Source organism: Microbacterium sp. (assembly GCF_040394595.1).
GTDB lineage: Bacteria > Actinomycetota > Actinomycetes > Actinomycetales > Microbacteriaceae > Microbacterium.
On record NZ_JBEBSA010000004.1, the window covers coordinates 209,345 to 235,815 of the forward strand.

Here is a 26,471-nt window from a genome sequence, read left to right on the forward strand (position 1 = left end):
CTTCCTCAGCCCCGCTTCGCGGCGCGCCCCTTGCGGATGAAGCTCATCACGAGGAGGGCGATGATCATCGCGAAGCCGATCGGGAGCCCGAACAGGGGCAGCGCCCCGGCCAGCGGCCAGAGCCCCGCGCTGAAGTCCTCCTTCTTCATCCCGGAGGCGGTCGCGGCGATCACCACGAAGAAGCAGATGATCGAGGCCGCGACGATCACGAGTGCGCCGATCGCCAGGAACCGGTCGATCCAGCGGACCGCGACGTCCGGGGTGTTTCGCTGCGTGCTCATCACCTCCCAGACTAGCCGCTCCACCCACCGCGGGCCGCGGGGGACCGGTAGGCTGGAGGGGTCGCGCGCCGCGCGACGTTTCCGTACATACATCAGCGAGGTTCTCCCATGCCCACCGGCAAGGTCAGGTTCTACGACGACGAGAAGGGGTTCGGCTTCATCTCCACCGATGACGGCCAGGACGTCTTCCTGCACGCCTCTGCCCTGCCCGCAGGGGCCGTGGTCAAACCCGGAAGCCGCGTCGAGTTCGGCGTCGCCGACGGCAAACGCGGTCTGCAGGCGCTCTCGGTGCGCGTGCTCGATGCGCCGCCGAGCCTCGCGAAGGCAAAGCGCAAGCCCGCCGACGACATGGCGATCATCGTGGAAGACCTCGTCAAGCTGCTCGACAGCATCGGCGGGGACCTGCGCCACGGCCGCTACCCATCCTCGGCGCAGGGTCGCAAGATCGCCGCGGTGCTGCGCAAGGTGGCAGATGACCTCGACGCCTGAGGAGCTCGCGGACGCCAGCCGGGAGCTGGCGCTCGCCGCCCTGCATGAGATCACCCCCGCGGCGACCGTCGGTCCCGTGGCGGGGCACGTCGTCGAGTCCGACGGAGCGGTGTCGCTGCGCTTCGAGAACCGCCTGTCGGGATACCCCGGGTGGTACTGGACCGTCACCGTCGCGCAGTTCGACGACGCCGAGCCGACCGTGCTCGAGGTCGAGCTGCTGCCGGGCGACGGCGCGCTGCTGGCACCGGACTGGGTGCCGTGGGCGGAGCGCCTCGCGGAGTACCGTGCCCACCAGGCCGAGCTCGCGGAACAGGCGGCCGCCGAGGAGTCGGCCGCACAGGAGGAGTCCGCGGAGGACGACGCGGCGCTCGTCGACGAGGACGACGATGAGCTCGACGAGGACGACGACGATCACGAGGCTGACCTGCTGCACGCGGGTGACCTCGACGGCGTCGACATCGATGAGCTCGACGGTGCGGAGGACGACTTCGACGAAGACGACTCCGACGAAGACGACTCCGAAGAAGACGAAGACCCCGAGGCGGACGGCCCCGGGGTCGACGAGGAGGAGTAGGCCCCGGAGGGCCCTCCTCCCTCAGCCTTCGGCGTTCGCCAGCACGTAGTCGATCGCGCGGGTGAGCTGCCGCACGTCGTCCGGATCGATCGAGACGAAGGTCGCGATGCGGAGCTGGTTGCGTCCGAGCTTGCGGTAGGGCTCGGTGTCGACGATCCCGTTCGTCCGCAGCGTCTTCGCGACCGCCGCCGCGTCGACGCTCTCGTCGAAGTCGATCGTGACGACCACGGGGGAGCGGTCGGCCGCATCGGCGACGAACGGCGTCGCCGATGCCGTCGCAGCCGCCCAGTCGTAGAGGATGCCGGAGGACTCGGCGGTGCGCGCTGCGGCCCAGGGGAGGCCGCCGTTGTCGAGCATCCAGTGCAGCTGGCTGTCGAGCAGGTGGAGGGTCGTCAGCGCCGGGGTGTTCAGCGTCTGGTTCAGGCGAGAGTTGTCGACGGCGTTCTTGAGGCTGAGGAACTCCGGGATGTAGCGTCCCGACGCCGCGATCCGCTCGATCCGCTCGACGGCCGCCGGCGAGACCGCCGCCAGCCAGAGGCCTCCGTCTGAGGCGAAGTTCTTCTGCGGCGCGAAGTAATAGACGTCGGTCTCGGCGATGTCCACGTCGATGCCGCCGGCCGCGCTGGTCGCATCGATCACGGTCAGCGCGCCCTCCGCGCGCACTCGTCGCACCGGGGCGGCGACGCCGGTCGAGGTCTCATTGTGCGGCCAGGCGTAGACGTCGACGCCCTCGACGATCTCGGCGTCCGCGCGCGTGCCGGGCTCGGCCTTGCGGACGTCCGGCGCCTGCAGCCACGGCGCGGCGGCGGCCGCGGCGAACTTGCCGCCGAACTCTCCGAAGACGAGGTTCTGCGCCCTGCTCTCGATGAGGCCGAAGGCGGCCGCGTCCCAGAATGCGGTGGAGCCGCCGTTGCCGAGCACGATCTCGTATCCCTCGGGGAGGGAGAACAGCGCGGCGAGCTGCTCGCGCACGCTGCCGACGAGGTTCTTCACCGGGGCCTGCCGATGCGACGTGCCGAGGAGACTCACCCCCGCCGAGGCCAGCGCCTCGATGTGCGCCGGGCGCACCTTGGACGGACCGCAGCCGAAGCGGCCGTCGACGGGCAGGAGCTCGCGGGGGATCTCGATCGCCATGGGTCGATTCTAGGGGCGCTCCGGGGGTGCCTCCTCCCGCATGACGCCCGGCGTCTCCGGGGGAATGTAGGCTTGCCTAAGAAACTTTCCGGAGGCACACATGACCGATCTGATCGACACGACGGAGATGTATCTGCGCACCATCCTCGAACTCGAGGAGGAGAACATCGTTCCCCTGCGCGCACGCATCTCCGAGCGTCTCGGACACTCCGGTCCGACGGTGTCGCAGACCGTCGGGCGGATGGAGCGCGACGGGCTGGTCGTGGTCTCCGAGGACCGCACGCTCGAGCTCACCGAGGGGGGACGTCGCAAGGCCGTCGACGTCATGCGCAAGCACCGCCTGGCGGAGCGCCTGCTGTCCGATGTGATCGGGCTCGACTGGGCGTACGTGCACGACGAGGCCTGCCGCTGGGAGCACGTCATGAGCGAGCAGGTCGAGCGCCGTCTCGTCGAGCTCCTCGGGCATCCGACGGAGTCGCCGTACGGCAACCCCATCCCCGGGCTCGACCAGCTCGGCGACATGCCCGCCCGCACCTTCGACGAGGGCGTCGTCGGCCTGGTGCAGAAGCTCGACGCGGCCGGCGGGCCGATCGAGGGCACCGTGCGCCGCCTGGCCGAGCCGGCCCAGGTCGACCCCGAGCTGCTGGAGCAGCTGCGCGACGCCGGGGTCATCCCCGGAGCGCGCGGGGACTACCGGTACAACGAGGGCTACGTCCTGATCCGCATGGAGGGGAAGGGCGAGGGAGAGGGGCTGGAACTCCCCGTGGAACTGGCCTCGCACATCTTCCTCGTCGGGGAGCCCGCCTGACCGATCTGGGGATTGCCAGGTTCCGAGGGTGACAGAATCGTTATCTTCCGGTAACCTCGGACAGGTCGCCGGCGAAGAAGCCCGCCGTCGATGAACGCGAAGATCGCCTCACGGCTCGTCGTCTTCGCGGGAACACGCACATCGTGCACCGCGTCACGCATGCCCGAACAACATCCGACGAGCCGGCGCTCACCCGAAGCGTAGAGGCGCTGGAGGAACTTCTTTTGGCCGCAGACATCGAAACGAACGCGACATCTGAACAGCGATCCCTCGCTCGACGCAACGGAGCCAAGACCGCGCCGGGCAAGGGTGCGAAGCCGATGCGCACCGTCGCGATCTTCGCCGCGGTGACCGCCCTGGTCGCCACCGTCGCGCTCCCGGCCTTCGCCGGCGCCAAGTCCGACGACAAGAGCCAGGCCACTACGCTGCAGCAGTTGGCCGTCGACGACGCCCAGTCCCTGGTCGTCGCGTCCGAGGCCACCGCGGCCCCCATGGAGCGCGGCGACTACGCTGCGACCACTCCCGATGAGATCGCGAAGAAGAAGGCCGAGGAGGCGGCGGCGAAGCGCGCCGCCGAGCAGGCCAGCGTCGCGTCCTCCGGTGGTGGCGGCGGCGCCGGCACCCAGCTCGTCGCACCCGGCTCCGGCGAGGTGCGCTACCCGCTCCCGGCCGGTTCGTACCGCCTGGAGCGCACCCTGTCCGCGACCCACCAGGGCGCCGACCTGTCCGGCCCCGCCGGCACCCCGATCTTCGCCGCCGCGAGCGGTGTGGTGCGCATCTCCACCGAGTCGCACTACTCCTACGGCGTGACGGTCATCATCGACAGCGTCGTGGGCGGTCAGCGCGTCTCCACGCTCTACGCGCACATGATCTACGGCAGCCGTCAGGTCCAGGCCGGACAGACCGTCACCGCTGGCCAGATGATCGGCCAGCGCGGCAGCACCGGTCGTTCGACCGGCCCCCACCTGCACTTCGAGGTTCGTGTGAACAACATCCTCGTCGAGCCGATGGGCTGGCTGCGCGCGAACGCCGGCTGATCCCGGCCGACACGCCATCGGCCGTTCACCGGCCGTTCCGGAGCGCGTGCAGGTGCATGCGCTAGCCTGATCCCGTCGTCGTACAGGCGGGAGAAGCCGATGGATCTGATACCGAGCATCCGAACCATGGATGCACTCGGTCGTCTGGTCCTTCGGCATCGTCCGCAAGGATGCCTCGGTCCTGCCGAGCGCGAAAGGCGCTGTCTCTGAGACGGCGCCTTTTTTCGTCCCTGTGGTCGCCTCGTGCCTGGGCGACGTCGTGTGAGTCGAGAGTGCCGGGAAGCCATCCCGGCGGATCGAGAGGATGACGATGCGCACACTGGTCCTGAACGCCGGATACGAACCGCTCGCGGTGGTCTCGTTCAAGAGAGCCCTGGTTCTCGTGATGAACGACAAAGCGACGGTGATCGAGCACGTGGAGGGCGACCCCGTCTGGGACGCCTCACGGGGCTCCTATGAACGTCCGGCGGTGATCATCCTCTCCCGGTACGTCCGGGTTCCCACCTCGCGCCGGGTGCCCGTCACGCGGCGCGGCGTGCTGAGACGGGACAATCATCGCTGCGGATACTGCGGGAAGGCCGCCTCGACGATCGACCACATCCAGCCGCGGTCGCGCGGCGGCCGAGACTCCTGGGAGAACCTGGTGGCCTGCTGCCTGCGCTGCAACAACATCAAGAGCGATCGCACGCCGCAGGAGATGGGGTGGGAACTGCGGATGACGCCGCGCCCGCCTCACGGCACCTCGTGGACTGTCCGCGGCGTCGAGCGCAGCGATCCGCGCTGGGAGCCGTACCTCGCCCTCGCCGCCTGACCCTCGCTCTGCGCCTCCACCGGAGGGTTTCGCAGGGCGGGGACCGCAGGGTGGTCAGTTTCGGCAACTTTCCGCACCGAAACCTGCCGAAACTGACCACCCTGCAGAAAAGGCCGCCCGGAGGGGCGGCCTTTTCCTGGTGCCCTCGACAGGATTCGAACCTGCGACCTGCCCTTTAGGAGAGGGCCGCTCTATCCGACTGAGCTACGAAGGCGCGCCCCACAAGTCTAGAGCGTGCGGCGGCGGGACGCGCGCCGTCCGGACACGCCGATGGCCGGATCCGCCACGGCGGACCCGGCCATCCTCTGTCGTTCAGTTCGCGGCGCGGTACGCGGCGACGATGTCCGCGGAGACGCGGCCGCGCTCCGAGACCTTGTGCCCGTTCGCGGCAGCCCACTCGCGGATCGCTGCCGTCTCGGGGTTGCGGGAAGGGCGCTTGCGCGCGGAGGAGGAGGCGCGCACGCCGCCGCCCGAGCCGGCGCGGCGACCCGCCTTGATGTAGGGGGCGAGAGCGGCGCGGAGCTCGTCCGCGTGCTCGGTCTTCAGGTCGATCTCGTAGGCGGTTCCGCCGACCGAGAAGTGAACGGTCTCGCCGTCACCCACCTCGAGAAGCGTTCCGTCGATGTCGTCAACCAGCTGGTGCACAATTCGTCGAGCCATGGGGACAAATCTAAGCGATCGAAATCGCGCCGACAAGCACATATCCCCGTGCGGCGGGAATTCACTCGTGGCCGGGGTCGATCAGCTTGAGCCCGACAATGCATCCCACGAGCCCGAGCAGCAGAAGAATGCGCGCCCAGGAGATATCCATATCCCCGGTGATCATCGCCCAGATCACCGTCAGGGATGCGCCGATGCCGACCCAGACCGCATATGCCGTCCCGGTGGCGATATCGCGCATGGCCCAGGCGAGCCCGAGCATGGAGAGAATACACCCGGCGAAGAAGATGACGCTGGGCCAGAGTTTCGTGAATCCCTCGGATTTGCCGAGGGCGGTCGCCCAGACGGCCTCGAGGACACCGGATGCGATGAGCACAGCCCAAGCCATGATCGGTCCTTTCGGACCAGTCTTGTCGCTTTCCGGGTACTGGCCTGCCTCGTCCGGGGCCGCAGAGAGCGACCGGGAATCAGCCTAGCCGCCCACCCTGTGCAGAACCAGGGCAGGGCGCCGGGTCAGGGGAGCAGTCCGATACGACGCGCGCGCGCCACCGCGGCGTGGCGGGTCGAGGCGTCGAGCTTCGACATCGCCGTGCCGAGGTACGCCTTGACGGTGCCCTCCCGCAGCCCGAGCTCGGTGGCGATCTCGGCGTTCGTGGCGCCCATCGCGGCACAGGCGAGCACGTCGAGCTCGCGGGGCGACAGACGGACGGCAGGGATGGACGCGGTGGTGGTCGGCACCGGTTCACCGGCGAGGGAGAGGAGACGGCGCTCGACGCCGACGATCCGCTCCCGGAGGCGTTCGTCCTCCACCGACGCGGCCACGCTGCGCAGCTCGGCGAAGCTCTCACGCAGCTCCTCGCGCTGCGTGGGCCCGAGGTCGGCGGTCGGCGGGATCTCCCTCATCCTGCGCTCGACCTCGTCGCGGATGCGCAGCTCATTCGCCACGGACTGGGCGACGGTCATCGCGGGAGCGGTGGTGACGCCGCCGATCTGCGACTCCTCCCATGCGCCGGCGTAGAGCACGCCGCGGGGGCGACCGCCGACGATCACGGGGATCGCGAGCAGGGTGCGGAGTCCCTCTCCGAGCACGAAGACGTCGTAGTCGTGGGTGATCTGCTGCGAGGTGCGGTAGTTGGCCGTCATCCGCGGACGCAGCTCGGTCATCGCGCGGCCGCCGAGACCGCGCTCCGGGCGCACGCGCAGGCCGTCGAGGCGATGCGTGCGGTTGCCCAGGATAGTGCTCACCGAGACGACGCCGTCTTCGATGAGCCCGCCGAAAGCCACCGGGAAGCGGGTGCGCTGCGACAGCTCGCGCACCGCCTGTGCCACGAGCTGTTCTTCGGTGTCGATCGGAATGGTCGTGCTCAAACGAATACCAACTTTCGGGGGTGACGGCCCCGTGCGCCCCCTTCGTAGCGTCGACCCTATCACCAGCCCGGGATGCCCGGGCGAGTCACCGACATGCGGCAAGGAGGCCTCATGACCGATCGGACTGACGTCGATTCCCCGGGTGGTATCGACTACATAGCGGTGCAGGAATCGGAACGATTCCAGACCTTGAAACGGATGCAGCGCTCGTTCGTGTTCCCGCTCGCGGCATTCTTCCTCATCTGGTACTTCGTGTACGTCCTGCTCGCGGCATTCGCGACGGACTTCATGAGCCAGCGCGTATGGGGGGATATCACCGTCGGCCTGCTCTTCGGACTGGGCCAGTTCCTCACCACATTCGTCATCACGATGGCCTATGTGTCATTCGCGAACCGCCGGCTCGATCCGCGGGCCACCGAGATCCGGGAAGAGCTGGAGAAAGCGCAGGCAGAAGCATGAACGTCCATCTCGCGACCGGGACGGTGAAGAACGAGCCCGTGCTGAACATCGCGATCTTCGCGGCGTTCGTCGCGGTGACGCTGTTCATCGTGATCCGGGCCAGCCGCAACAACAAGACCGCGGCGGACTATTACGCCGCCGGACGCTCGTTCAGCGGGCCGCAGAACGGCTTCGCGATCGCGGGGGACTATCTCTCTGCGGCGTCGTTCCTCGGCATCTGCGGTGCGATCGCCGTGAACGGCTACGACGGGTTCCTCTATTCGATCGGCTTCCTGGTGGCCTGGCTCGTCGCCCTGCTGCTCGTGGCCGAGCTGATGCGCAACACCGGGAAGTTCACGATGGCGGACGTTCTGTCGTTCCGCCTCGCGCAACGTCCGGTGCGGATGGCCGCCGCGATCACCACGCTCGCAGTGTGCTTCTTCTACCTGCTCGCGCAGATGGCGGGGGCGGGCGGGCTCGTCTCGCTGCTGCTGGGCATCGACAGCAAGGTCGGCCAGTCGATCGTGATCGCGGTCGTCGGCGTGCTGATGATCGTCTACGTGCTGATCGGCGGGATGAAGGGCACGACCTGGGTGCAGATCGTCAAGGCGGTGCTGCTCATCGCCGGCGCGATCGCGATGACCATCTGGGTGCTGGCGATGCACGGGTTCAGCCTGAACAGCCTGCTCGAGCACGCGGTCGCGTCTTCGCCGGCGGGGGACAAGATCCTCGGACCCGGCCTGCAGTACGGCAAGAATCCGCTCGACTTCCTCTCGCTCGGCATGGCGCTCGTGCTCGGCACCGCGGGGCTCCCGCACGTGCTGATGCGGTTCTACACCGTACCGACGGCGAAGGAGGCGCGGCGGTCGGTCGTCTGGGCGATCTGGCTGATCGGCATCTTCTACCTGCTCACGCTCGTGCTCGGCTACGGCGCCGGCGCGCTGGTCGGGCCGGAGACGATCGCGAAGGCCCCGGGCGGCGTGAACTCCGCGGCGCCTCTTCTCGCGCAGGCGTTGGGCGGACCCATCCTGATGGGCTTCATCTCGGCTGTCGCCTTCGCGACGATCCTGGCCGTGGTCGCAGGGCTCACCATCACCGCCGCGGCGTCGTTCGCGCACGACATCTATGCGAACGTCATCAAGCGCGACAAGGACGGGAAGAGCACCGCCGATCCGAACGGCGAGGTCAAGGTGGCCCGTCGCACGGTGATCGTGATCGGCGTCCTGGCGATCATCGGCGGCATCGGGGCGCAGGGGCAGAACATCGCCTTCCTCGTCGCGCTGGCCTTCGCGGTCGCCGCTTCGGCGAACCTGCCGACGATCCTCTACTCGTTGTTCTGGAAGCGTTTCACCACGCGCGGTGCGGTGTGGAGCATGTACGGCGGGCTGATCTCGGCGATCGGGCTCATCGTCATCTCTCCGGTGTTCTCGGGGTCGCCGACCTCGATGATCCCCGGGATCGACATCGCGATCTTCCCGCTGAACAATCCCGGGATCATCTCCATCCCCCTTGGCTTCTTCCTCGGCTGGCTCGGGACCGTGACATCCCGGACCGCGGAGTCGAAAGAGCTGGCGGCGGAGATGGAGGTGCGGTCGCTCACCGGCTTCGGAGCGGAGAAGGCCGTCGAGCACTGATCGCTCCCTGACCGCGCCCACGGCGCACGCGGACCCCGGCGGCCTACTCGCCGGGGTCCGCGAGGTTCAGCGCCCGGCGGCCTCGCGCTCGAGGTCGAGTAGGAAGGCCTTGCGCTCCGGATGCGCCCCGTACTGACCGACGCTGCCGTCGGAGCGGATCACCCGGTGCACGGGCACCACGATCGAGAACGGGGTGACGCGGCAGGCGGTGCCGACGGCGCGGGCGGCACCGGGATGCCCGGCGAGCACCGCGACCTCGCCGTAGCTGAGGGTCTGACCCCAGTCGATCTCGCAGATGGCCTGCAGAGCTGCGAGATGGAACCCCTCTACGAGACGCCAGTCGAGGGGGATCTCGGCGTCGAACCGGATCGGCGCCCCCTCGAAGTAGGCGTCCAGCAGCACGGCGAGCTCGTCGGCGGCGCCGGGATCGGGCTCCGGCATCGCATGGAGCATGCGCGACGCCTGGTCGAGCAGCCACGGGACGGTGGGGTCGGCCGCCTCGGACAGGTCGAAGGACACGAGCCCGTCGTCGGAGTAGATCGCCAGGGCGTCGCCGAACGGCGTCGGCGCGAAGTCGTAGCGGAAGGTCATGGCTTCCATCCTGGGGCCCGCGGTGGTCGGCGTCGCCGGTGATCGCCGGGATCCTCCGCTCCTGGGGAGAAGATCTGCGCGCCTCCACGGTGTGAATGAGGGGTGGGATCCCTGTAATACCGCGAAATCCGGCCCGGGATACCACCGCAGCGGCGCGGCGCGCCTAGTCTGTGACGTGTGTGGCGACGTGAGACGGGCCCTGTGCAGGGCGCAGATGCGGATGCCGCGGTGACCCTGGGAGAGCTGGGCGAGTCGGGCACCGGAGTGAACATCGCGCACGCCGCGGACGCCGAACGGACCCGGCTGCGCGCCGAGGCCGCGGACCTGGGCGGGGCATCGAGCCTCACGTCGTTCCGGGACGGCGCCGAGGCGGGGATCGACATCTCGAAAGCCCACCCCGGGAGCCTTCCGCAGTTCATCACCGGTCGTTCCACCCTCCTCTCCAACCTCTTCCGCGACGAGGTGGGCCTGCGCACGGCGCGTCTGGCCGCCGAGCGGATCACGGCGCGCAACACGGAGCTGCGCACCGTACGCGGCATCGACGCGGTGCGGCTCGCCGTCGGCGTCGCGCGTTGGAGGATCGGCGGGGCGGATTTCTCCGCGCCCGTGCTGCTGCGCCCGCTCGCGATCCGGAGGCGCCACGCCGACTTCGAGCTCAAGCTGCAGGGCGGCTTCACCGTCAACCCGGAGCTGGTCCGCATCGCCCGGGAGCACTTCGGTCTCAGTCTCGACCCGGCGGGCCTCGCCGCGCTCGCCTACGACGGGGGCATCTTCAAGCCGCAGCCGGTGATCGACCAGCTGCGCGCGCTCACCGGCTCGATCGACACCTTCGCCGTGCAGCCGCGCCTCGTCGTCTCGACCTTCGCGGAGGTCGGCGGTCCGATGGTCCGCGACATGGGATCCCTCGACCATCCGGTGCTCAATGCGCTCGCAGGGCACGTCGACGACCGGGAGCGGGTCACCGCTGATCATCCGGCTCCCGCCCGGTCCGGGCCGGACGACCGGGCCCCGGCCTCCGACACGCTCCTCCTCGACGCCGACGCCGAGCAGGAGGACGTGCTCGCGCGCATCGTCGGGGGGCAGTCGCTGGTCGTCGCGACGCTGCCGGGCACCGGCGGCACGCAGACCGTCATCAACGCCGTCGGCGAGCTGGTCCGCGCCGGCAAGAAGGTGCTCATCGTCTCGGCCCGCCGCTCCACGCTCGACGGCGTGCGCCACCGCCTCGCGGGGATCGGCCTCGACGGTCTCGCGATCTCCCCGTCCTCGGTCCGCCGCGACCTCATCCGAGCGATCGGACGCAACGAGAAGGCGGCGCAGCCGAAGGCGGCCGAGGTCGACGACGCCCTGGTGCGGCTGCGGACGGTGCTGCGCTCGTACCGCGGCGCGCTCGTGTCCCCGGTCGGCGCGACCGGGGCGTCGGTGCTGGACGCCACGCGGCACCTCACCCGACTCGCCTCCCTGCCCCAGCCGCCGTCGACCACGGCGCGCCTCGGGATGCCCGCCCTCGAGAGGCTCGCCGGCGACCGATCGGCGGCGGCGGAGACGCTGACCCAGGCCGCACGTCTGGGCGAGTTCCGCTTCGGACCCGACGACTCGCCGTGGTACGGCGTGACGTTCGAGACGACCGAGGCCGCGCGGGCGGCGCACGCGAAGGCGGGCAGGCTGCACAGCACGTCCGTGCCCGCGCTGCTCGAGCGCGGCTACGAGCTCATCGCGCAGACGCGCATGCGCCCCTTCGCCACCATCGACGAGCTGGGGGAGTACCTCCGTCTGCTGCAGGGGATCCGGGACACCCTCGACCGCTTCAGTCCGACGGTGTTCGAGCGCCCCCTCGGCGAGCTCATCCAGGCCCATGGCTCCCGTCGCGACGCGCCGGGGATGTCGGGGGCGAACCGCCGCCGGCTCAAGCAGCTCGCCAAGGAGTACGTGCGGCCGGGCGCCCACGTGAGCGACATGCACGAGTCGCTCATGCGCATCCAGACGCAGCGCACGCAGTGGCAGCGCGTGGTCGAGGCGGGCGTCGCCCCGGAGATCCCTCTCGGGCTCGCCGACGTCTACGTCGCCTGGCAGCGCGTGCACGCCGAGCTCGCCGAGCTGGACGCCGCGCTCGGGCGCAGGGAGCCGTTGTCGGCCCTCCCCGTGGCGCGGCTGGTGCGCACCCTTTCCGGGCTGGCGGCGAAGTCGGACGTGTTCGAGAACCTCGTCGAGCGCGCGACGCTGCGGGACGAGCTGGCGAGGATGGGCCTCGAGCCGCTGCTGACCGAACTGTCGGTGCGGCACGTGCCGGAGGAGCGCGTCGCCGATGAGCTCGAGTTCGCCTGGTGGCAGTCGCTCCTCGAGCGGGCGTTGCAGGACGACCGGGCCCTGCTCGGCGCCAACACGGCGGTGGTGGACCGGCTGGAGCGCGACTTCCGTCTCGTCGACGAGGCGCATGCGTCGATGTCCGGCCCGCTGCTCGCCTGGGACCTCGCGAACCAGTGGCGGATCGCGATCGTGGACGAGCCGCAGCAGGCCGCGAACCTGCGCCGGGCGCTCACCCGCGGCGAGGCGAGCCCGGCCGAGATCGTCACGGCCGCGCCCGCGCTGGTCGACGTGCTCGCACCCGTCTGGATCTCCTCCCCCTACGAGGTCCCCCAGATCCCCGACCACATCGTGTTCGACGCGGTGGTGCTGGCCGATGCCGCGGCGATCAACCTCGCAGAGGCGGCTCCGGCGATCCGGCGCTCGCGGCAGGTCGTCGTGCTCGGCGACCCGGTCACCCAGCGGCCGACCCCCTTCCAGGTGGCGACGGCGGACGACGCGGAATGGGAGCCGGAGGTGCCCTTCGACGGCGTCTCGGTGTTCGAGCGCCTTGCGGAGCTCTTCCCGGTGACCACGTTGACCCGCAGCTACCGCGCCGGCGGTGAGGACCTCGCCGAGCTGATCAACGACGCCTTCTACGGTGGTGAGATCGTGTCGCTGCCCTGGGCGGGGTCGTACCTCGGACGCGGCAGTCTGACGGTCGACTACGTGGAGGGCGGCGTCGGCGCCCCCGATCCGGTCAGCGGGGCCGTGGAGAGTCCGGAGGCGGAGGTCGCGCGCGTCGTGACCCTCGTCGTCGAGCATGCGGTGCATCGCCCCGACGAGTCGCTCATGGTCGTGACGGCCAGCCGGCGGCACGCCGAACGGGTGCGCGCCGCAGTGACCACGGCGTTCGCGGGGCGCTCCGACGTCGCCGGCTTCGTGGGGCGCGACACCGCGGAGCCGTTCGCGGTGCTCACGCTGGAGGAGTCCGTCGCGGAGAGCCGTGACCGCGTGATCTTCTCCCTGGGCTTCGGGCTGACCAAGCACGGGCGCGTGCTCAGCGACTTCGGCGACCTCACCGAGGACGACGGCGAGCGTCTGCTGACCGTCGGCATGACCCGGGCCCGCCGTTCGATGGTGATCGTGTCGTCCATCCGCCCTTCCGCGTTCGACGAGGGTCGGCTGGTGAACGGTGCTGCGACGCTGATGTCGATCCTCGGCGGTCTCGCCGCCCGCGGACGGGATGCGCGGCTGGAGGATCTCGCGGATCCGCTGACCCTCGCGCTCGCCCGTGAGCTGCGGCGCCTGGGCGCCTCCGTCGACGTGGACTACCGCGGACTGCTGCCGCTCGTGGCGCAGCACGCGGGCAAGGCGGTCGTGATCGAATCGGATCCGGAGTCGCGAGGGGAGTCGCTGCGGGAGAGCCTGCGGCTGCGCCCGCACGTGCTGAGGCGCCTCGGTTGGCACTATGTGCGCGTGCACGCCTTCGATCTGTACAGCGACCCCGTGACGGTGGCCACCCGCATCGCGGCCGTGCTCGGCATCTCCGCGGAGACGGTGCGAGCCGAGAACGACACCGAGCCGCTCGACTTCCATGACTGACGGCGACCGGCAGCGCATCGTGCGGCTGCCGGGGTCGCGCCGCGCGAAGCTGACGCCCGCTCCCGGGACGGTCGCGGAACCCGGTGCCGACGCCGAGGACGTCCCCGAGCCGGCCGCGCAGGGCGGGCCGAACGACGAGCGGATGCGCCGGGACGTGCCTCCGCACTACTGAGACCCTCGGGCTCGAGGACGCCATCCCTGTGCGATCCCGCCGAGACGCACGGAACGACACGCGCGGCGCGCACCGGGCGGACGGGATCGCACCGGGTCGATGAGCGGGGCGGTGCCGCTCCGGACACGGAGAAGGCCGCCCCGGTGCGGGACGGCCTTCTCCGAGAGCGGATGCGGATCAGCTCGCGTTGTTCTTGCGCAGCGCGTCGCGGATCTCGATGAGCAGCTCCTGCTCGCTGGGGAGCGTGGGCTCCTCGACCGCGGGGTTCTTGGCGGCCTGACGCGCCTTGTACTTGTTCATCGGCAGGACGAACGCGAAGTAGACGACCAGGGCGACGGCGAGGAAGCTGATCACCGCGGCGATGACCGGGCCGAAGCCGAACTTCGCGTCGCCGACGGTGACGATGAACGCCTTGTCGAGGTTCTCGGCTTTGAAGAGAAGACCGATCAGCGGGTTGATGAGCTGTTCGACGATGGTGTTCACGATCGCCGTGAACGCCGCGCCGATGACGACCGCGACGGCAAGGTCGATGACATTGCCCTGCGCGATGAACTCCTTGAATCCCTTGAACACGTGACCCTCCTGAAGTGTTGACCTCAGCTCGAGGCCGGAGTCTTCGCGGGCGCCGGGGTGGTGCTCGTCGACGATTCCGTCTTCGATGATGCCGAATCCTTCGCGGTTCCGGCGGGACCGCCACGCGAATCGGTGCGGTAGAAGCCCGATCCGTTGAAGGTCACGCCGATCGAGCCGTACTGCTTGCGCAGGGCGCCGCCGCACTCGGGGCAGGTCGTGAGGGCGTCGTCCGAGAAGCTCTGGACGGCGTCGAAGGCGTGGCCGCAGGACGTGCAGGCATAGGCGTAGGTGGGCATCGGATCCCCCGGGTCGGTCCTGCTACTGCGGCAGGACGATGGTCTGCGTGGGGGTGACGACGCCGGTCACCGGCTGGTCGTGCACCTCGCGCGGCAGTGAATCGAGTACCTCGGAATCATAGATCACCGCGTACACGGGTGGGCAGCGCAGCATCGAGCCGATGGTCTTGTCGAAGTAGCCCCGGCCCCAACCCATGCGCATGCCGGTGCGGTCCACGGCGGCTGCGGGGATGATCATCAGGTCGACGTCGTTCACCGCGATCGGCCCGAGCACCTCCCCGGTCGGCTCGGGAAGCCCGAAGAGCCCTTCCGCGACAGCGTCGGTGTCGTCCGCGACGGCCCAGTCGAGGAGTCCGTCGGAACGGGTGACCGGAAGGAGCACCCGGATGCCGCGCTGCACCGCGCCTCGGACGAAGTCCCAGGTGCCCGGCTCGGTGGTGGTGGACAGGAAGCACGAGATCGAGCGGGCGCCGTGCGCCGCGACGAGGGCGTCGAGCTGGCTGCGGATCCCCTCGGCGGCCGCCTCGCGCTGCGCGTCGGAGAGCAGCTGGCGCCGCTCGCGGAGGTCGGCGCGCAGCGCGCGCTTCTGCTGCTCCACATCGATCGGCATGCCACCGATGCTACAGCGGGCGGGCGCCGGAGCCGGGCGAGAAGGGGCGGAGGCGGTCTCCCGCTAAGCTTGCGGGATGGGCAACACCTCTATGAAGGCCGTCATCCCCGCCGCGGGTCTCGGCACGCGGTTCCTCCCGGCGACCAAGGCGATGCCGAAGGAGATGCTGCCGGTCGTCGACAAGCCGGCCATCCAGTACGTCGTCGAGGAGGCCGTCGGCGCCGGGATCGACGACATCCTCGTGATCATCGGGCGGAACAAGAACGCCATCTCCGACCACTTCGACTCGGTGCCCGAGCTCGAAGTCAAGCTGCAGCAGAAGGGCGACCACGGCCGCCTGGAGCGCGTCATGAAGTCGAGCGACCTCGCCGACATCCACTTCGTGCGGCAGGGCGAGCCCAAGGGGCTCGGACACGCCGTGCTGCGCGCCCGCACCCACGTCGGCGACTCGTCGTTCGCCGTGCTCCTCGGCGACGACCTCATCGACGAGCGCGACTCGCTGCTCGCCGAGATGATCGCCGCGCACGAGCGCACCGGATCCGCGGTCATCGCCCTCATGGAGGTCGACCCCGCCAGCATCCACCTCTACGGCGCCGCGGCGGTGGAGCGGGCCGACGACGACGGCGTGGTCCGGGTGACCGACCTCGTCGAGAAGCCCGCGCCGGAGGACGCCCCGTCGAACCTCGCGGTGATCGGCCGGTACGTGCTGCCGGCCTCGATCTTCGAGGTGCTCGAGCGCACGCAGCCCGGCAAGGGCGGCGAGATCCAGCTGACCGATGCGCTGCAGGAGCTGGCGACCTCGCCCGACGGCCCCGGCGTCGTCGGCGTCGTGTTCGGCGGTCGCCGCTACGACACGGGCGACCGCGTCGACTACATCAAGGCGATCGTGCAGCTCGCCTCCGACCGCGACGACCTCGGCCCCGAGCTGCGTCCGTGGCTGAAGGAGTTCGCGGAGCGCCTCTAGGCGCATCCGCGCGGTCGCCATGCCGTTCGATGCCCCGATCACGATGCAGCACGGTCCTGTCGGGCTACGTCTGGTTCGCGCGCGCGACGCCCGCGTGCTCCAGCATGAGCTGCTGAGCAACCGCGCCTGGCTGCAGCCGTGGGAGGCGACCATCCCCGGGGGCGTGGCGACGTTCGACATGCGCATCGGCATCCGCCGTCTGCTGCAGCAGTACCGTGACGGCGTCGGCTTCCCCTTCGTCATGGAGTACGAGGGCGAGGTCGCCGGCCAGCTCAACGTCTGGGGCGTCGCGCGCGGATCGCTGTGCTCGGCGACCATCGGATACTGGGTGAGCGAGAGGTTCGCGGGCAGGGGCATCACTCCGACGGCGGTCGCCCTGGCCACGGATGCGAGCTTCTCGCAGTTCGGGCTGCACCGGATGGAGATCTGCATCCGGCCGGAGAACCGCGCGAGCCTGCGGGTCGTGCAGAAGCTCGGCTTCCGCTATGAGGGGCTGCGGCGGCGGTTCATCCACATCGACGGCGACTGGCGCGACCACCATGCGTTCGCCCTCACGACCGAGGACGTGCCGCAGGGCGTGCTCACCCGCTGGCTGCAGGGCGGCGTCCCGCCGGAGTCGCCGGACCCGCTCCCGACACACCCGGGAGTCTGATCCGGGCGGCGACACGCGCCCCGGGTGTCGGTCGCCGAGGCGGCGGGTCGCATACCGTTGACTTCATGAACGGGCCGGTGCTGAGCGGGGGAGTGATCGTCCTCGTCGCCGCGCTGCTGTGGATGCTCTATCTGCTCCCCAGCTGGCGCGGCCGTCATCAGTACAACGCCGCCGAGCGGAACGCGGTGCGTCTCAACCAGGCGCTCCGTGTGCTCGCCGAGACGAGCGAGACCCCGCAGGAAGTCCGTCTCGAGCTCAACGCCCGCACCGCGCTCGCGCAGCAGAAACTCGCACGGCGGGTGCAGAGCGAGCGGGAGAACGCCGAGCTGGAGCGCCTGCGCCAGGAGCTTGCCGAGACCCGCAACGATCCGCTGCTCCGCCAGGCCAGGGCGCGCCGCCGCACGCGGCTCGCCGCCCTCGTGGTGCTCGTCGCCGGTGTCGTCGCCGCCGGGCTCGGAATCTGGCAGCTCGTGGCGACCGGGGGCTGGATCGTCCTCGGCGCCGGGATCGTGCTGGCCGTCCTCGGGGTCGCCGTGCTGACACGCATGGCGCGGGTGGCGGGCCGCGCCGGTCGGACGGTGCCCGTCGCCGAGCCCGAGACCGCCCGCGAGCGGGTGTCGCCGCCGTTGCACGATCAGGGCCGCGCATCGTGGACGCCCCGTCCGCTGCCACAGCCGATGGTGCAGGTCGCAGGATCGCGGGCGCAGGCCGCGCGCGCACAGCAAGACGCGCAGGAGGAGCGCCGGCGTCAGGAGCGCCTCGCGGAGCTGCGCCGCCGCGCCGAGGAGCTGGCTCCGGCCGCTCCCGTGGCGCTGCCGGTCGCCAAGGCCGTCCCCGCTGCGGATTCTCCCTTCGCGGGGATGGGGTATGTCGATGATGCCGAGATCGAGGCGCACGTGCGTCAGATGCTCGCGCGTCGTGCGGCCGGCTGAGCGCGTGATAGTGTTGATGAGTTCACGGGCCCATGGCGCAGTTGGTAGCGCGCTTCGTTCGCAATGAAGAGGTCGGGGGTTCGAATCCCCCTGGGTCCACAGGCATCGTGAACGACTGAGCCCCCGGATCTTCCCGGGGGCTCAGTCGTTTCTTCGGGCCATTTTCGTGCTCGCTCCTCCTAGGGTGGTCAGTTTCGGCAGGTTCTCGCGCGAAAACCTGCCGAAACTGACCACCCTGCGGCTAGAAGGGCCAGATCATCGGGACGACGAACACGGCGACGACGCCGAACATCAGGAGGCAGGGGAGCCCGAGACGCCAGTAGTCGCCGAACCGATAGTCGCCGGGCTCCTGCACCATGAGATTGCCGGGGGTGGCGACCGGGGTGAGGAAGGATGCGGCGCCGGCGACGGTGATCGCCATCATCATCGGCAGCGGCGAGATCTGCGCCGATTCGGCGACGGTGATCGCGATCGGCGCCACGATCAGCACCGTCGCGAGGTTGCTGATGAACTGCCCGAGCACGAGCACGACCACCACGATGCCGGCGAGCAGGAGCGTCGGCGATGCCTGCCCGAACCACCCGAGCAGCGCGTCGGAGACGACATCAGCCGCTCCGCTCGTCTGGATCGCCGTCGACAGCGGGATCATCCCCGCGACGATCACCAGCGTGGTGAGCGAGATCGAGCGTTGGGCCTGCTCCACGCCGATGACGCGGGTGCCGACGAGCAGCGTACCCGCGCCCAGGACGACGATCGACGGCGGGACCAGCCCGGTCGCGAGCAGGGCGCACATCGCGACGAGCACCGTCACGGCCACGGTCGAACGCCAGGTCCAGGCGATCGTCTGACGGCGCAGCCGCTCGGGCTCCGCGATGCTGATCACGCCTGTGTTCTCCGCGTGGCGTCCGAGGTCGTCCCACGCGCCCCGAACCAGGAGGATGTCGCCCGCCTGCAGCTCGGTGGAACCCACGGGCTCGCCGCCCCGCTGCACCGCGGCGATGAGGAGGCTCCCCGAGGCGGTGCGCATACCCGGGAAGACATGGGAGCCGAGGAACGACGATCGCGGCGGGATGACGACCTCTACGACGCCCTCTTCAGCGCCCAGCGGTGCGTCGGACGGTGCCAGGCCGTACTGCCGGGCGACGGTCTCGGCGTAGTCGCTCAGATCGACGGGAGCATTCTGCGGGGTGCGTCGGGGAAGCAGCCGGGGCCCCAGGAGCACGCAGAGGATCAGGACGCCGACGAGCAGCGGAACTCCCACGAGCGCGAACTCGAAGAACCCGAAGGCGCGACCGCCCGCCGAGACGGAGAGCTCCGAGACGAGGACGTTGATGGGCGTGCCGAGCATGGTGAGCAGCGATCCCGCATGCGCCGCGAAGGCCAGGGGAAGGAGCAGCTGCGACGGCGGCTGCCGCACCCGCGCGGCCAGGACGACCCCCACGGGCACGAGCGCGGCGACCGCCCCGTTGACGCTGATCAGTGCGGTGAGCACCGCGGAGAGCAGCATCAGCGCGATGACCACGGCCGAGCGGCGGTCGCCGACCCGTCGGGTCAGCTGCTCGCCGACCCACGCCGTCACCCCGGTCGCCTCCAGCGACTCGCTGACCACGAACAGCCCCGCGAGGTAGATCACGATGGGGTCGCCGAAGCCGGCGATCGCCTGCTCGAAGGTCACCGCCCCCGTCGCGTAGAGCGCGAGGGCCACCCCGAGGGCGATCAGCGGCGCGGGCAGACGGTTGGCGATGAACAGCACGACCGCCGCGACGAGCACGGTCACCGTGCTGAACAGAGGATCCACGACGCCGTCCGGTGCGGATCAGAGCTCGTCGAGCAGCGCGTCGATCGCGGGGAAGCGGCGCACCGAGGGGTTCTCGATGAGCACACCGCGCGCGGACACGAGCACCGGACGATCGAAGGCGCGGAATCCGGCGAGGGGATCCGCGTCGAGGAGGACCATGTCCGCCGAGAGCCCGGCGGCGATCGTGCCCGTGGTCTGCGGGATCCCGAGGATGCGCGCGTTGCCCTGCGTCGCCGCGTGCAGCACGTGCGCCGGGGTCATGCCCCCGTGCCGGGTGAGGAAGTCGAGCTCGCGCCAGGTGTTGTAGTGGGTGACATAGGTGAGCGCGGAGTCGGTGCCCATGCCGATCGTGATGTCGTTGGCGAGCGCGTCGGCGATGCCGTGGAGCATCTCGTCGAGGATCATCTCGGCGTTCGCCTTCACGATCTCGTCCACGCCGGTTACCGAGCGGTCCAGCTTCACCAGAGGGAGGCAGGCCTGCAGGGTGGGGACGAGCGCCGAACTGCCGTGCAGGGAACGCGGGTTGTCCTTGAAGAGGCCGATGATCTCGTCGGTCATCCCCGCGCCGTGCTCGATCGTGTCGACGCCGGCTCGCAGGCAGGCGGCGATGCCCTCGGCGCTCTGCGCGTGAGCCGCGACGACGACGCCGGCGTTGTGGGCCTCCTCGCAGATTGCCGTCATCTCCTCCTCGGTCATCTGAGGCCGGCCGGCCTCGCCGATCGTTCGTGCATCGGTGACACCGCCGGTCGCGGCGATCTTGATCGCCGACACGCCTTTCCGCAGGTTGATCCGTACATTGCGGCGTGCGGCCCATGGATCGTCGCTGAGGAGCGCGATCTGCGGCGCGCCGTGCCCGCCGCTCACCGCGAGCAGCGGCCCCGAGGGGAGGAGCCTCGGTCCGAGATAGCGACCGGCGTCGATCTTGTCCCTGGCGCGGACCACCTCGTAGCGGGCGTCGCCCAGGCTGCGGATCGTGGTCACGCCGCTGTGCAGCTGGGTGACCACGTTCTTCTTGGTGCGGGCGTCGAGCAGCGGTCTGCCGAGCGGCCCGTGCATGAACACGGCGACGGCCTTCTCGGCCCCCTCGCTGGTCAGGATCGAGGGCAGCGGCTTGCCGTCGGCGAAGAGGTGCGCGTGGGCGTTGATGAGGCCGGGCGTCAGGAAGCGGCCCGTCGCGTCGATCCTCCGGTACCCGGCGGGCACGGCGATGTCGGCGCGCGACCCGACCGCGGAGATGGTGCCGCCGTCGTCGACTACCACGGTCTGATCGGGGAGCGACGTCCCCTCACGATCGCCGGTGAGGATGGTGGCGCCGACGACGGCGAAGGGGCTGTTCATAGGTGGTTCTCCTTGTCGGGGTGGGAAGTCGTCGCGGACGGCTGTCCGCGACGACGGCGCCGACCTTCGTGCCGATGCACAGGGCAGCGAAGGTGAACAGCGCGGTCGCGAGCGAGCCGGGGTCGGTCGCGGACAGCGCGACGAGACCCACGCTCCCCGGGACGAGCAGCAGGAACGCGGGTTGGAAGGTGACGGCGGCCGGGATGCCGACGCCGAGACGCTCGATCAGACGGGCGGCGACGAAGAGCACGGCCGCCGTCGCCCCGGTCGCGACGAGTGCGCCGCAGACGGGGGTGAGGGCCGACAACAGCGCGAACGCGCCGCTCATCACCAGCACGCCGACAGCGGTGAGGGCGACGCCCGCTCCGAAGGCGAGTCCGACGCCGACCGCGAGGAGCGGGACGCCGATCCATGACGTCCACAGCGCCGGCAGCGCGTTCCAGCCCGTGGAGGGGGAAGTCAGCGCGGCGGTCTGGTCGATGAGCGCAGCCGATGCCGGATCCACGGACAGCCCGGTCATCACGCCCCCGGCAAGGATGCCGGCGCACATGAAGCCGAGGACGACGAGCCCGTATGTCAGCCGTGCGGAGCCGGTGACGATGTCGGCCGCGGTGAGCTCGAGCAGAGCGTTGGTGATCAGCGCGCCGGGCACGAGGATCGCGATCGGCGCGCAGACGGCGAACAGGGGCACCGGGCCGGCGGCGAGCACGGCGGCGGCCGAGCCGACGAAGAGCGTCGAGGCGAAGGCCGCGACGAAGGGGATGATCGCCGAGGCCTCGTCGCTGCGGCCCATGAGACGGGTGAGCAGTCCGACGAGGGCGCCTCCGACTGCCGCTGTCGCCACGGCCCACCAGGGGCACCGGAACAGGATCGCGAGCCCGACGGCGACGAGGGCGCTTCCTGCGGTCCAGCCGAGCAGCGGGTGCGCGGGGACGGTCTCTCGGATCGCGCGGATCGCCGCGGCGAGGTCGCCCGAGGACGACGGGCGCCGGTCGGTGCCCCGCAGCAGCAGCAGGGCGCGCGCGGACTGTCGGGTCGTCAGGGCCTCCGCGGAGGACGTCGCCCACGCCGGCGGGCCGTCCGCGCGACCGACGAGCACGTGCGAGGGAAGCACCGCCACGTCCGGGGCGTCCCCGGTCTCGGAGGCGCCGGCGGACACCAGAGCGGTGCGGACGTCCGTGACGGGGAGCCCCGCGTCGAGGAGCAGCGCGCCGAGGTCGGCGAGGTCGGAAGCGCTCTGCGCAGGGTCGTCGCGATGCGCGTTCCTGACCATCCGTTCGCCCTCCCCGTACTGCGACACAGCGAACGTAACAACGGTGCCGGAGGGGGGTCGTGCGGATGCGGGGCGCCGGTCCGAAGGATCACCCGGCGGATCACCCGGGCATCACTCGCACCTCACCCGGTCGGATCAGGCTCACCCGGTCGGATCAGAGCAGCAGGCGGGAGGCCTCGCCGAGAGCCTCATCGCGGCTGGAGACCTCGAGCTTGCGGTAGAGGGAGCGCAACTGGGTCTTGAGAGTGTTGACCGAGACGTGCATCGCGGCCGCCGCCTGGACCACGGTGTCGTGGTTGCGTAGGGCTTCGAGGGCGCGCTGCTCGCCGCTGGTCAGGACGGGGCGGGCGGAGGAGGCGCGTCGCGGGACGCCCTCGAGCGCTGCGGCGAACGGCGGGCGCTCGTCGACCGGCAGCCGTGCCGCCAGCCGGTCGACGATATCGGCGGGGACCGAGGCGAACACGCGCCGGTGCCCGCCCGAGACGGCCGCAGCGACGAGGCGCGAAGCCTTGTCGGTCCCGACGCGCCCGAGCTCGAGGGTCTCCCGCCAGGCATCGAGCACCATCAGCTCGGCGCGCTGTCCGGGGCCGAGTGCTGGGGAGGAGGCGATGGACCGGATGAGCGTGCGCGCGGCGTCGAGGTCCGATTCCTGCACGGCCAGGCGGGCGGCGGCGATGCGGGCGAGCACCCCCGGCTTCTCGACCCCCTCGAGCACGGTTCGTGCGGCCGCGAAGTCGTCCGCCAGGAGATGCGCCTCCGCCGCGAGTGCGACCATGGCATCGGCGGCGAGAGACCCCGGATGCACGACGTGCGACGCCGCGGCGAGGGAGACGACCTCCAGCGCCTCGAAGGGGCGCTGGAGAGCCAGTTCGACGCGGGCGCGGACGAGCATGACGAAGGGCCACACGACGTCGACGACATCGAGGTCGCCGAGCCCGCCTGCGAGCGCCTCCGCCTCGGGGGAGAGGCGTTCGAGGGCGACGAGCGCCGCGGCGACGCGTTCGGTGCTGAGGCCGGCGGTGACGTACGCGGGCGTGAGCGGCGTCTGCATCTGCGGATGGGCCAGCGCTCGCTCTGCCTCGGCGAGCGAACCGCGGAAGGCGTGCGCGAGCGCGGCGCGGCCGACGGACGAGCGCACCGCGTCGCCCGAGCCGATCGCCTCGCCGATCTGCCGGGCCGTCGCGAACTCGCGGAGAGCGACCGTGGTCGCGCCGACCGTGAGCAGCGTCGACCCGATCTGGTGGTGCATGAACCAGGTGGGACCCTCGACGCCGTCGAGGCCGGGGGACTGGTCTCTGAGCGCAGTCTCGATCCGCTTCGCGAAGACCAAGGCCGATGCGGTGTCGCCGCTGATCCGCGCAGCGATCATCTGCATCACCTGCACGATCTGCGGACTCAGGCTGCCGTCCTCCACGACGGATTGGAAGAGGGCGGAGTCGAAGGCTCTCGTGGACCTGGCGATCGCGGGCGTCGCCGGGTGCACGAGACGCAGCACCGGGTGGCGTTCCCGCACCTCGTCGGGGAGCGAGCCCACGGCGCGGGCGAGGCGTTCGTAGTCCTTGTCGAAGAGGGGCCAGACATGGCGGGTGGCGATCTGCGCGGCGAGCTCGTAGTCGCCCTCTTCGACGGCGCGCACGAGACGGCCGCCGGGGGAGTCGTCCCCCGGCGGCTCTGCGGGCGGGTGTTCGTCGGTGGTGGTCACGATCCTCACGCTAGCGCCACCACGCGGGGCAGTGTCGGCGCCCTCGTCCTGGGTCGGATCGGGCGGGGACGGGCGCGTCTCGTCGATCAGGATGCGCGTGCGCGGACGATGCTCCCATCCGATCCCCTGCTGTCGATCTTCCACGTGCCGTCCTGGACGACGAGCCCGAGCTCGGCGGTGTCACCGCCGCCGCTCGCGGTGAGGTGGGCCGTCGTGTCGGAGAGCGCCCGGAAGGTGGTGGCCTCGAGCCGGAGGTCGCGGGGGAGGGGAAGGGATCGCACGGCCTCCGGCTCGGGCAGGACGCCGGCCGAAAGGGCGACGGCGTCTCTGAATGCGCCGGCGTCTCCGCTGAGCGCCCCGCGGACGATCTCGTCGGCGCGGGTCTGGGTGAAGTCGTTCTGGGGCATGGGTCTTCTCTCCTCTGTTGCTCAGCTGCAGCGTCCGACGAGCACGCCCAGCACGCTGACGCCGCTGAGGCGCTGGCTCGCCGAGTCGTCGGTGGTGATGACGTTCGCGTTGCCGAGGATCGTGTCGACCGAGAGCGTGTAGGTGCGGGCGAGGAACGCACCGCCGATCCCGGTCACCTGCAAGGTGCTGGAGGATCCGGCGGGGATGTCGGAGCCCACGGTGACGATGGCCTGATTGCCGCCGACGAGTTGCACGTCGAAGAGCCCGGTCGCGCTGCCGAAGGTGAGACCGGCGAGCCCGGTGCCGCTGAGCAGGAAGGTCGAGCCCGCCAGTACCGGCTGCCCGACGGCGGTGATGTGGAACTGGGGGAAGCTCGCGCCGACGCCGAGGATGGTGATCCCGTAGCAGGAGGAGGTGACGATCACGTTGCCGTCCCCTGAGGCGGCCCTCGCGGGCGTCGCGGCTGCCACGGCCACGACCGGCATCGACCAGGCGGCTCCTCGCAAGACCGTCCGGCGCGGGACGCCGGCGCGGGGAGCGCCGTCCTCGCGGTTCTGCGGGGTCTGGTCCTTCGTCATGATCGTGATCCCTTCCGTCGACGGTCGGCATCCTCGATGCCCGGGCCGCCGGAGCAGCGGCGTGCATCCAGGCTGGGGCGGGATCCCGTCCTCGGGGAGCGTGTGTCGCAGAAGGCGGCCGAGCACGGCGCAGGATGCGCCCACTGCGGCGCGTTGTCGTCATGCGACGGCGCGATCCGGCTCAGGAGGCCGCGGTCGGGTCGTCGCGGTCGGACGCCAGGGCGCGCCGCAGCGCCGCGCCGCTGCGGAATCCGCTGAGACCGGCGAGGGCGCTGAGCCGTCGCCCGGCGTTGCGCGGATCGGCGCGGAAGGATTCGAGCAGATCGAGACGGGCGCGCCTCAGCTCCGCGACGGCGGTGGTCCCCTCGGCCTCGAACACCCGGTTGAGCTGTCGGCGGGAGAGAGCGAGCTCGCGGCAGAGGACGTCGACGTTGAACGAGGGGTCCTGCCTCCGGGCGAGGATCACCGCCCTGGCCGCGGTGAAGCGGTCATGCGGAGGGAGACCGCGGGGAGTGGGGGCGGAGGCCTCGTCCATCGCACCCACGATGAGATCCGTCCCGATCCGGGCGAGCGTCTCGCGAGCACGGTCGCTGACCGCGACGCCGCGAGGGTCGATGTCCACCAGGCTGAGGATCGCCGCGACGAGCAGTGAGTCCGGCGCAACCGCCGCGAGTCGCTCGCGCACCTGGACGCCTCGCCGTCGCAGCGCGGACGAGGCGACGCTGACGGCCTGGGCGTGCGCCGGCTCGTCGAGGACGACGGTGACCGTGTCGCGGCTGGACAGCAGCACGCCGTGTCGGCGATTCGCAAGGAGGTCGACGGGGTGCTCCGTCGCGGTGACGAAGGCCTCACCGCGACGGCTGAAGACGAACACCACCTGGGCGTCGTCCTCCGGCACGAGCTCATAGCGTGCGCGCGCTCCGCTGATGTCGTGCACGGAGAGGCCGTGCGCGCGGAACAGGTACCGGGACGAAAGCGCGTGCCCGACCTGCGTCTGATACGAGATGTGTGCTGTCACGATCGGCCGCTCCCCAACGGCGGATGGGCGGGAGAGGACCCCCGCCGCCCCCGACACCGCGAGCAGTATAGGCAGCGGATTCGCGGCGCGGCAGCCGGTCGAGGTCACCTCCAGCGTGCTCGACACGCCCGGGATCTGGGGCGGATTTGCCGAGGGGGCGGGTTCCGCGTAGTGTTTTACCTGTTCGCCCCAAAGGGTTGAGCGGAAGGCCTCCGGGTCTGGCTCCCCTCAAGCAGTGGACATCCACCCGAACCGCTCTCCGGAGCAGATCACTCCCCTGGGGATGATCGTTCGACGTGGAAGATCCGCTCGGATCGCCGATTTGACAGGCGCTCCGAGAGGGATAAGATAGAGAAGTTGCCCTGATGGAGCCGCTGAGAAGCGGAAAATCAGGTGCGTCCGATCCTTGAGAACTCAACAGCGTGCACTTGTCAAATGCCAATTTTA

General features: G+C 70.5%; 28 protein-coding genes, 2 tRNA genes and 1 riboswitch. Of the genes, 13 read left to right on the forward strand and 17 right to left on the reverse strand.

Translation table 11 applies throughout. The annotated features are described in order from the left end of the window. Positions 1 to 5: 5 nt before the first annotated feature. Entirely contained in the window at positions 6 to 281 is a 276-nt protein-coding gene (locus ABWO84_RS07905) for a multidrug ABC transporter ATPase (RefSeq protein WP_353113969.1), read from the reverse strand. A 108-nt stretch (positions 282 to 389) separates the two neighbouring features. Between ABWO84_RS07905 and ABWO84_RS07910 the strand changes: the two genes are divergently transcribed. Together ABWO84_RS07910 and ABWO84_RS07915 are read left to right on the forward strand one after the other, a co-directional pair. Further along, complete coding sequence (locus ABWO84_RS07910; protein ID WP_353113970.1) at positions 390 to 770, forward strand: cold-shock protein; 381 nt, start codon at positions 390 to 392, stop codon at positions 768 to 770. Then, positions 754 to 1,344 (forward strand): DUF3027 domain-containing protein, encoded by a 591-nt coding sequence (locus tag ABWO84_RS07915; RefSeq protein WP_353113971.1) that lies wholly within the window; start codon positions 754 to 756, stop codon positions 1,342 to 1,344. The genes ABWO84_RS07910 and ABWO84_RS07915 overlap by 17 nt, the downstream gene beginning before the upstream one ends. A 21-nt stretch (positions 1,345 to 1,365) precedes the next feature. Here ABWO84_RS07915 and serC read toward each other — a convergent pair whose 3' ends face one another. Further along, positions 1,366 to 2,478, reverse strand: coding sequence for a phosphoserine transaminase (gene serC / locus ABWO84_RS07920; RefSeq protein WP_353113972.1), 1,113 nt, complete (start codon positions 2,476 to 2,478; stop codon positions 1,366 to 1,368). Positions 2,479 to 2,578: 100 nt separating this feature from the next. On the opposite strand from serC, the gene ABWO84_RS07925 reads away from it, so the two are divergent. From ABWO84_RS07925 to ABWO84_RS07935, 3 genes are all read left to right on the forward strand, one after another. Beyond that, positions 2,579 to 3,286 carry an iron-dependent transcriptional repressor DtxR gene (locus ABWO84_RS07925; protein ID WP_353113973.1) on the forward strand — a complete coding sequence of 236 codons (708 nt, stop codon included), beginning with the start codon at positions 2,579 to 2,581 and terminating at the stop codon, positions 3,284 to 3,286. 320 nt (positions 3,287 to 3,606) lie between these two features. Beyond that, positions 3,607 to 4,323, forward strand: coding sequence for a M23 family metallopeptidase (locus ABWO84_RS07930; RefSeq protein WP_353113974.1), 717 nt, complete (start codon positions 3,607 to 3,609; stop codon positions 4,321 to 4,323). A 310-nt stretch (positions 4,324 to 4,633) separates the two neighbouring features. Then, positions 4,634 to 5,134: an HNH endonuclease gene (locus ABWO84_RS07935; RefSeq protein ID WP_353113975.1), complete on the forward strand. Its 501-nt coding sequence runs from the start codon at positions 4,634 to 4,636 to the stop codon at positions 5,132 to 5,134. Between the two features lie 137 nt (positions 5,135 to 5,271). Here ABWO84_RS07935 and ABWO84_RS07940 read toward each other — a convergent pair. The 4 genes from ABWO84_RS07940 to ABWO84_RS07955 all read right to left on the reverse strand — a co-directional run bounded on the left by ABWO84_RS07940 (position 5,272) and on the right by ABWO84_RS07955 (position 7,162). Next, positions 5,272 to 5,348: transfer RNA gene (locus ABWO84_RS07940), tRNA-Arg, on the reverse strand. A gap of 98 nt (positions 5,349 to 5,446) precedes the next feature. Beyond that, positions 5,447 to 5,794 carry a histone-like nucleoid-structuring protein Lsr2 gene (locus ABWO84_RS07945; protein ID WP_353113976.1) on the reverse strand — a complete coding sequence of 116 codons (348 nt, stop codon included), beginning with the start codon at positions 5,792 to 5,794 and terminating at the stop codon, positions 5,447 to 5,449. Positions 5,795 to 5,855: 61 nt separating this feature from the next. Further along, a complete protein-coding gene (locus ABWO84_RS07950) occupies positions 5,856 to 6,182 on the reverse strand; it encodes a DMT family transporter (RefSeq protein ID WP_353113977.1) in 327 nt (108 codons plus the stop codon). Positions 6,183 to 6,193: 11 nt separating this feature from the next. Further along, a riboswitch (guanidine-III (ykkC-III) riboswitch) is annotated at positions 6,194 to 6,260 on the reverse strand. 47 nt (positions 6,261 to 6,307) lie between these two features. Beyond that, positions 6,308 to 7,162 carry a LuxR C-terminal-related transcriptional regulator gene (locus tag ABWO84_RS07955; RefSeq protein ID WP_353113978.1) on the reverse strand — a complete coding sequence of 285 codons (855 nt, stop codon included), beginning with the start codon at positions 7,160 to 7,162 and terminating at the stop codon, positions 6,308 to 6,310. A 111-nt stretch (positions 7,163 to 7,273) separates the two neighbouring features. Here ABWO84_RS07955 and ABWO84_RS07960 point away from each other — a divergent pair, with 111 nt between their 5' ends. Both ABWO84_RS07960 and ABWO84_RS07965 read left to right on the forward strand, forming a co-directional pair. Beyond that, positions 7,274 to 7,621 carry a DUF485 domain-containing protein gene (locus ABWO84_RS07960; protein ID WP_353113979.1) on the forward strand — a complete coding sequence of 116 codons (348 nt, stop codon included), beginning with the start codon at positions 7,274 to 7,276 and terminating at the stop codon, positions 7,619 to 7,621. Next, entirely contained in the window at positions 7,618 to 9,234 is a 1,617-nt protein-coding gene (locus ABWO84_RS07965; protein ID WP_353113980.1) for a monocarboxylic acid transporter, read from the forward strand. The genes ABWO84_RS07960 and ABWO84_RS07965 overlap by 4 nt, the downstream gene beginning before the upstream one ends. A gap of 66 nt (positions 9,235 to 9,300) precedes the next feature. Here the strand turns inward: ABWO84_RS07965 and ABWO84_RS07970 are convergent, their stop codons facing one another. After that, positions 9,301 to 9,825 carry a methylated-DNA--[protein]-cysteine S-methyltransferase gene (locus ABWO84_RS07970; RefSeq protein ID WP_353113981.1) on the reverse strand — a complete coding sequence of 175 codons (525 nt, stop codon included), beginning with the start codon at positions 9,823 to 9,825 and terminating at the stop codon, positions 9,301 to 9,303. Between the two features lie 201 nt (positions 9,826 to 10,026). On the opposite strand from ABWO84_RS07970, the gene ABWO84_RS07975 reads away from it, so the two are divergent. Both ABWO84_RS07975 and ABWO84_RS07980 read left to right on the forward strand, forming a co-directional pair. Beyond that, positions 10,027 to 13,710 (forward strand): AAA family ATPase, encoded by a 3,684-nt coding sequence (locus ABWO84_RS07975; RefSeq protein ID WP_353113982.1) that lies wholly within the window; start codon positions 10,027 to 10,029, stop codon positions 13,708 to 13,710. Further along, positions 13,703 to 13,882, forward strand: coding sequence for a hypothetical protein (locus tag ABWO84_RS07980; protein WP_353113983.1), 180 nt, complete (start codon positions 13,703 to 13,705; stop codon positions 13,880 to 13,882). The genes ABWO84_RS07975 and ABWO84_RS07980 overlap by 8 nt, the downstream gene beginning before the upstream one ends. A gap of 177 nt (positions 13,883 to 14,059) precedes the next feature. On the opposite strand, the gene mscL is transcribed toward ABWO84_RS07980, so the two are convergent. Genes mscL through ABWO84_RS07995 form a run of 3 tightly spaced genes read right to left on the reverse strand, consistent with a single transcriptional unit; the run spans position 14,060 to position 15,361 of the window. Then, positions 14,060 to 14,455, reverse strand: coding sequence for a large conductance mechanosensitive channel protein MscL (mscL, locus tag ABWO84_RS07985; protein ID WP_353113984.1), 396 nt, complete (start codon positions 14,453 to 14,455; stop codon positions 14,060 to 14,062). Positions 14,456 to 14,478: 23 nt separating this feature from the next. After that, positions 14,479 to 14,751 carry an FmdB family zinc ribbon protein gene (locus ABWO84_RS07990; RefSeq protein WP_353113985.1) on the reverse strand — a complete coding sequence of 91 codons (273 nt, stop codon included), beginning with the start codon at positions 14,749 to 14,751 and terminating at the stop codon, positions 14,479 to 14,481. Positions 14,752 to 14,773: 22 nt separating this feature from the next. Continuing rightward, positions 14,774 to 15,361, reverse strand: a complete 588-nt coding sequence (locus tag ABWO84_RS07995) for a 5-formyltetrahydrofolate cyclo-ligase (protein ID WP_353113986.1) — start codon at positions 15,359 to 15,361, stop codon at positions 14,774 to 14,776. A 76-nt stretch (positions 15,362 to 15,437) separates the two neighbouring features. Here ABWO84_RS07995 and galU point away from each other — a divergent pair, with 76 nt between their 5' ends. The 4 genes from galU to ABWO84_RS08015 all read left to right on the forward strand — a co-directional run bounded on the left by galU (position 15,438) and on the right by ABWO84_RS08015 (position 18,008). Further along, on the forward strand, positions 15,438 to 16,325 hold the full coding sequence (gene galU, locus ABWO84_RS08000) for a UTP--glucose-1-phosphate uridylyltransferase GalU (protein WP_353113987.1): 888 nt from the start codon (positions 15,438 to 15,440) through the stop codon (positions 16,323 to 16,325). 19 nt (positions 16,326 to 16,344) lie between these two features. Next, complete coding sequence (locus tag ABWO84_RS08005) at positions 16,345 to 16,977, forward strand: GNAT family N-acetyltransferase (protein ID WP_353113988.1); 633 nt, start codon at positions 16,345 to 16,347, stop codon at positions 16,975 to 16,977. Positions 16,978 to 17,042: 65 nt separating this feature from the next. Continuing rightward, on the forward strand, positions 17,043 to 17,909 hold the full coding sequence (locus tag ABWO84_RS08010) for a hypothetical protein (protein ID WP_353113989.1): 867 nt from the start codon (positions 17,043 to 17,045) through the stop codon (positions 17,907 to 17,909). A 26-nt stretch (positions 17,910 to 17,935) separates the two neighbouring features. Further along, positions 17,936 to 18,008: transfer RNA gene (locus ABWO84_RS08015), tRNA-Ala, on the forward strand. 142 nt (positions 18,009 to 18,150) lie between these two features. Here ABWO84_RS08015 and ABWO84_RS08020 read toward each other — a convergent pair. The 7 genes from ABWO84_RS08020 to ABWO84_RS08050 form a co-directional block, all read right to left on the reverse strand. Continuing rightward, positions 18,151 to 19,707: an SLC13 family permease gene (locus ABWO84_RS08020; protein WP_353113990.1), complete on the reverse strand. Its 1,557-nt coding sequence runs from the start codon at positions 19,705 to 19,707 to the stop codon at positions 18,151 to 18,153. Between the two features lie 18 nt (positions 19,708 to 19,725). Continuing rightward, positions 19,726 to 21,045 (reverse strand): amidohydrolase family protein, encoded by a 1,320-nt coding sequence (locus ABWO84_RS08025; RefSeq protein ID WP_353113991.1) that lies wholly within the window; start codon positions 21,043 to 21,045, stop codon positions 19,726 to 19,728. Continuing rightward, positions 20,993 to 22,318, reverse strand: coding sequence for a threonine/serine exporter family protein (locus ABWO84_RS08030; protein ID WP_353113992.1), 1,326 nt, complete (start codon positions 22,316 to 22,318; stop codon positions 20,993 to 20,995). The genes ABWO84_RS08025 and ABWO84_RS08030 overlap by 53 nt, the downstream gene beginning before the upstream one ends. Before the next feature lie 154 nt (positions 22,319 to 22,472). Next, a complete protein-coding gene (locus tag ABWO84_RS08035; protein ID WP_353113993.1) occupies positions 22,473 to 24,020 on the reverse strand; it encodes a hypothetical protein in 1,548 nt (515 codons plus the stop codon). An 86-nt stretch (positions 24,021 to 24,106) separates the two neighbouring features. Continuing rightward, positions 24,107 to 24,427, reverse strand: coding sequence for a hypothetical protein (locus ABWO84_RS08040; RefSeq protein WP_353113994.1), 321 nt, complete (start codon positions 24,425 to 24,427; stop codon positions 24,107 to 24,109). Positions 24,428 to 24,448: 21 nt separating this feature from the next. After that, on the reverse strand, positions 24,449 to 25,006 hold the full coding sequence (locus ABWO84_RS08045) for a hypothetical protein (protein WP_353113995.1): 558 nt from the start codon (positions 25,004 to 25,006) through the stop codon (positions 24,449 to 24,451). 181 nt (positions 25,007 to 25,187) lie between these two features. Continuing rightward, on the reverse strand, positions 25,188 to 26,024 hold the full coding sequence (locus ABWO84_RS08050) for a helix-turn-helix domain-containing protein (RefSeq protein WP_353113996.1): 837 nt from the start codon (positions 26,022 to 26,024) through the stop codon (positions 25,188 to 25,190). Between the last annotated feature and the right edge of the window lie 447 nt (positions 26,025 to 26,471).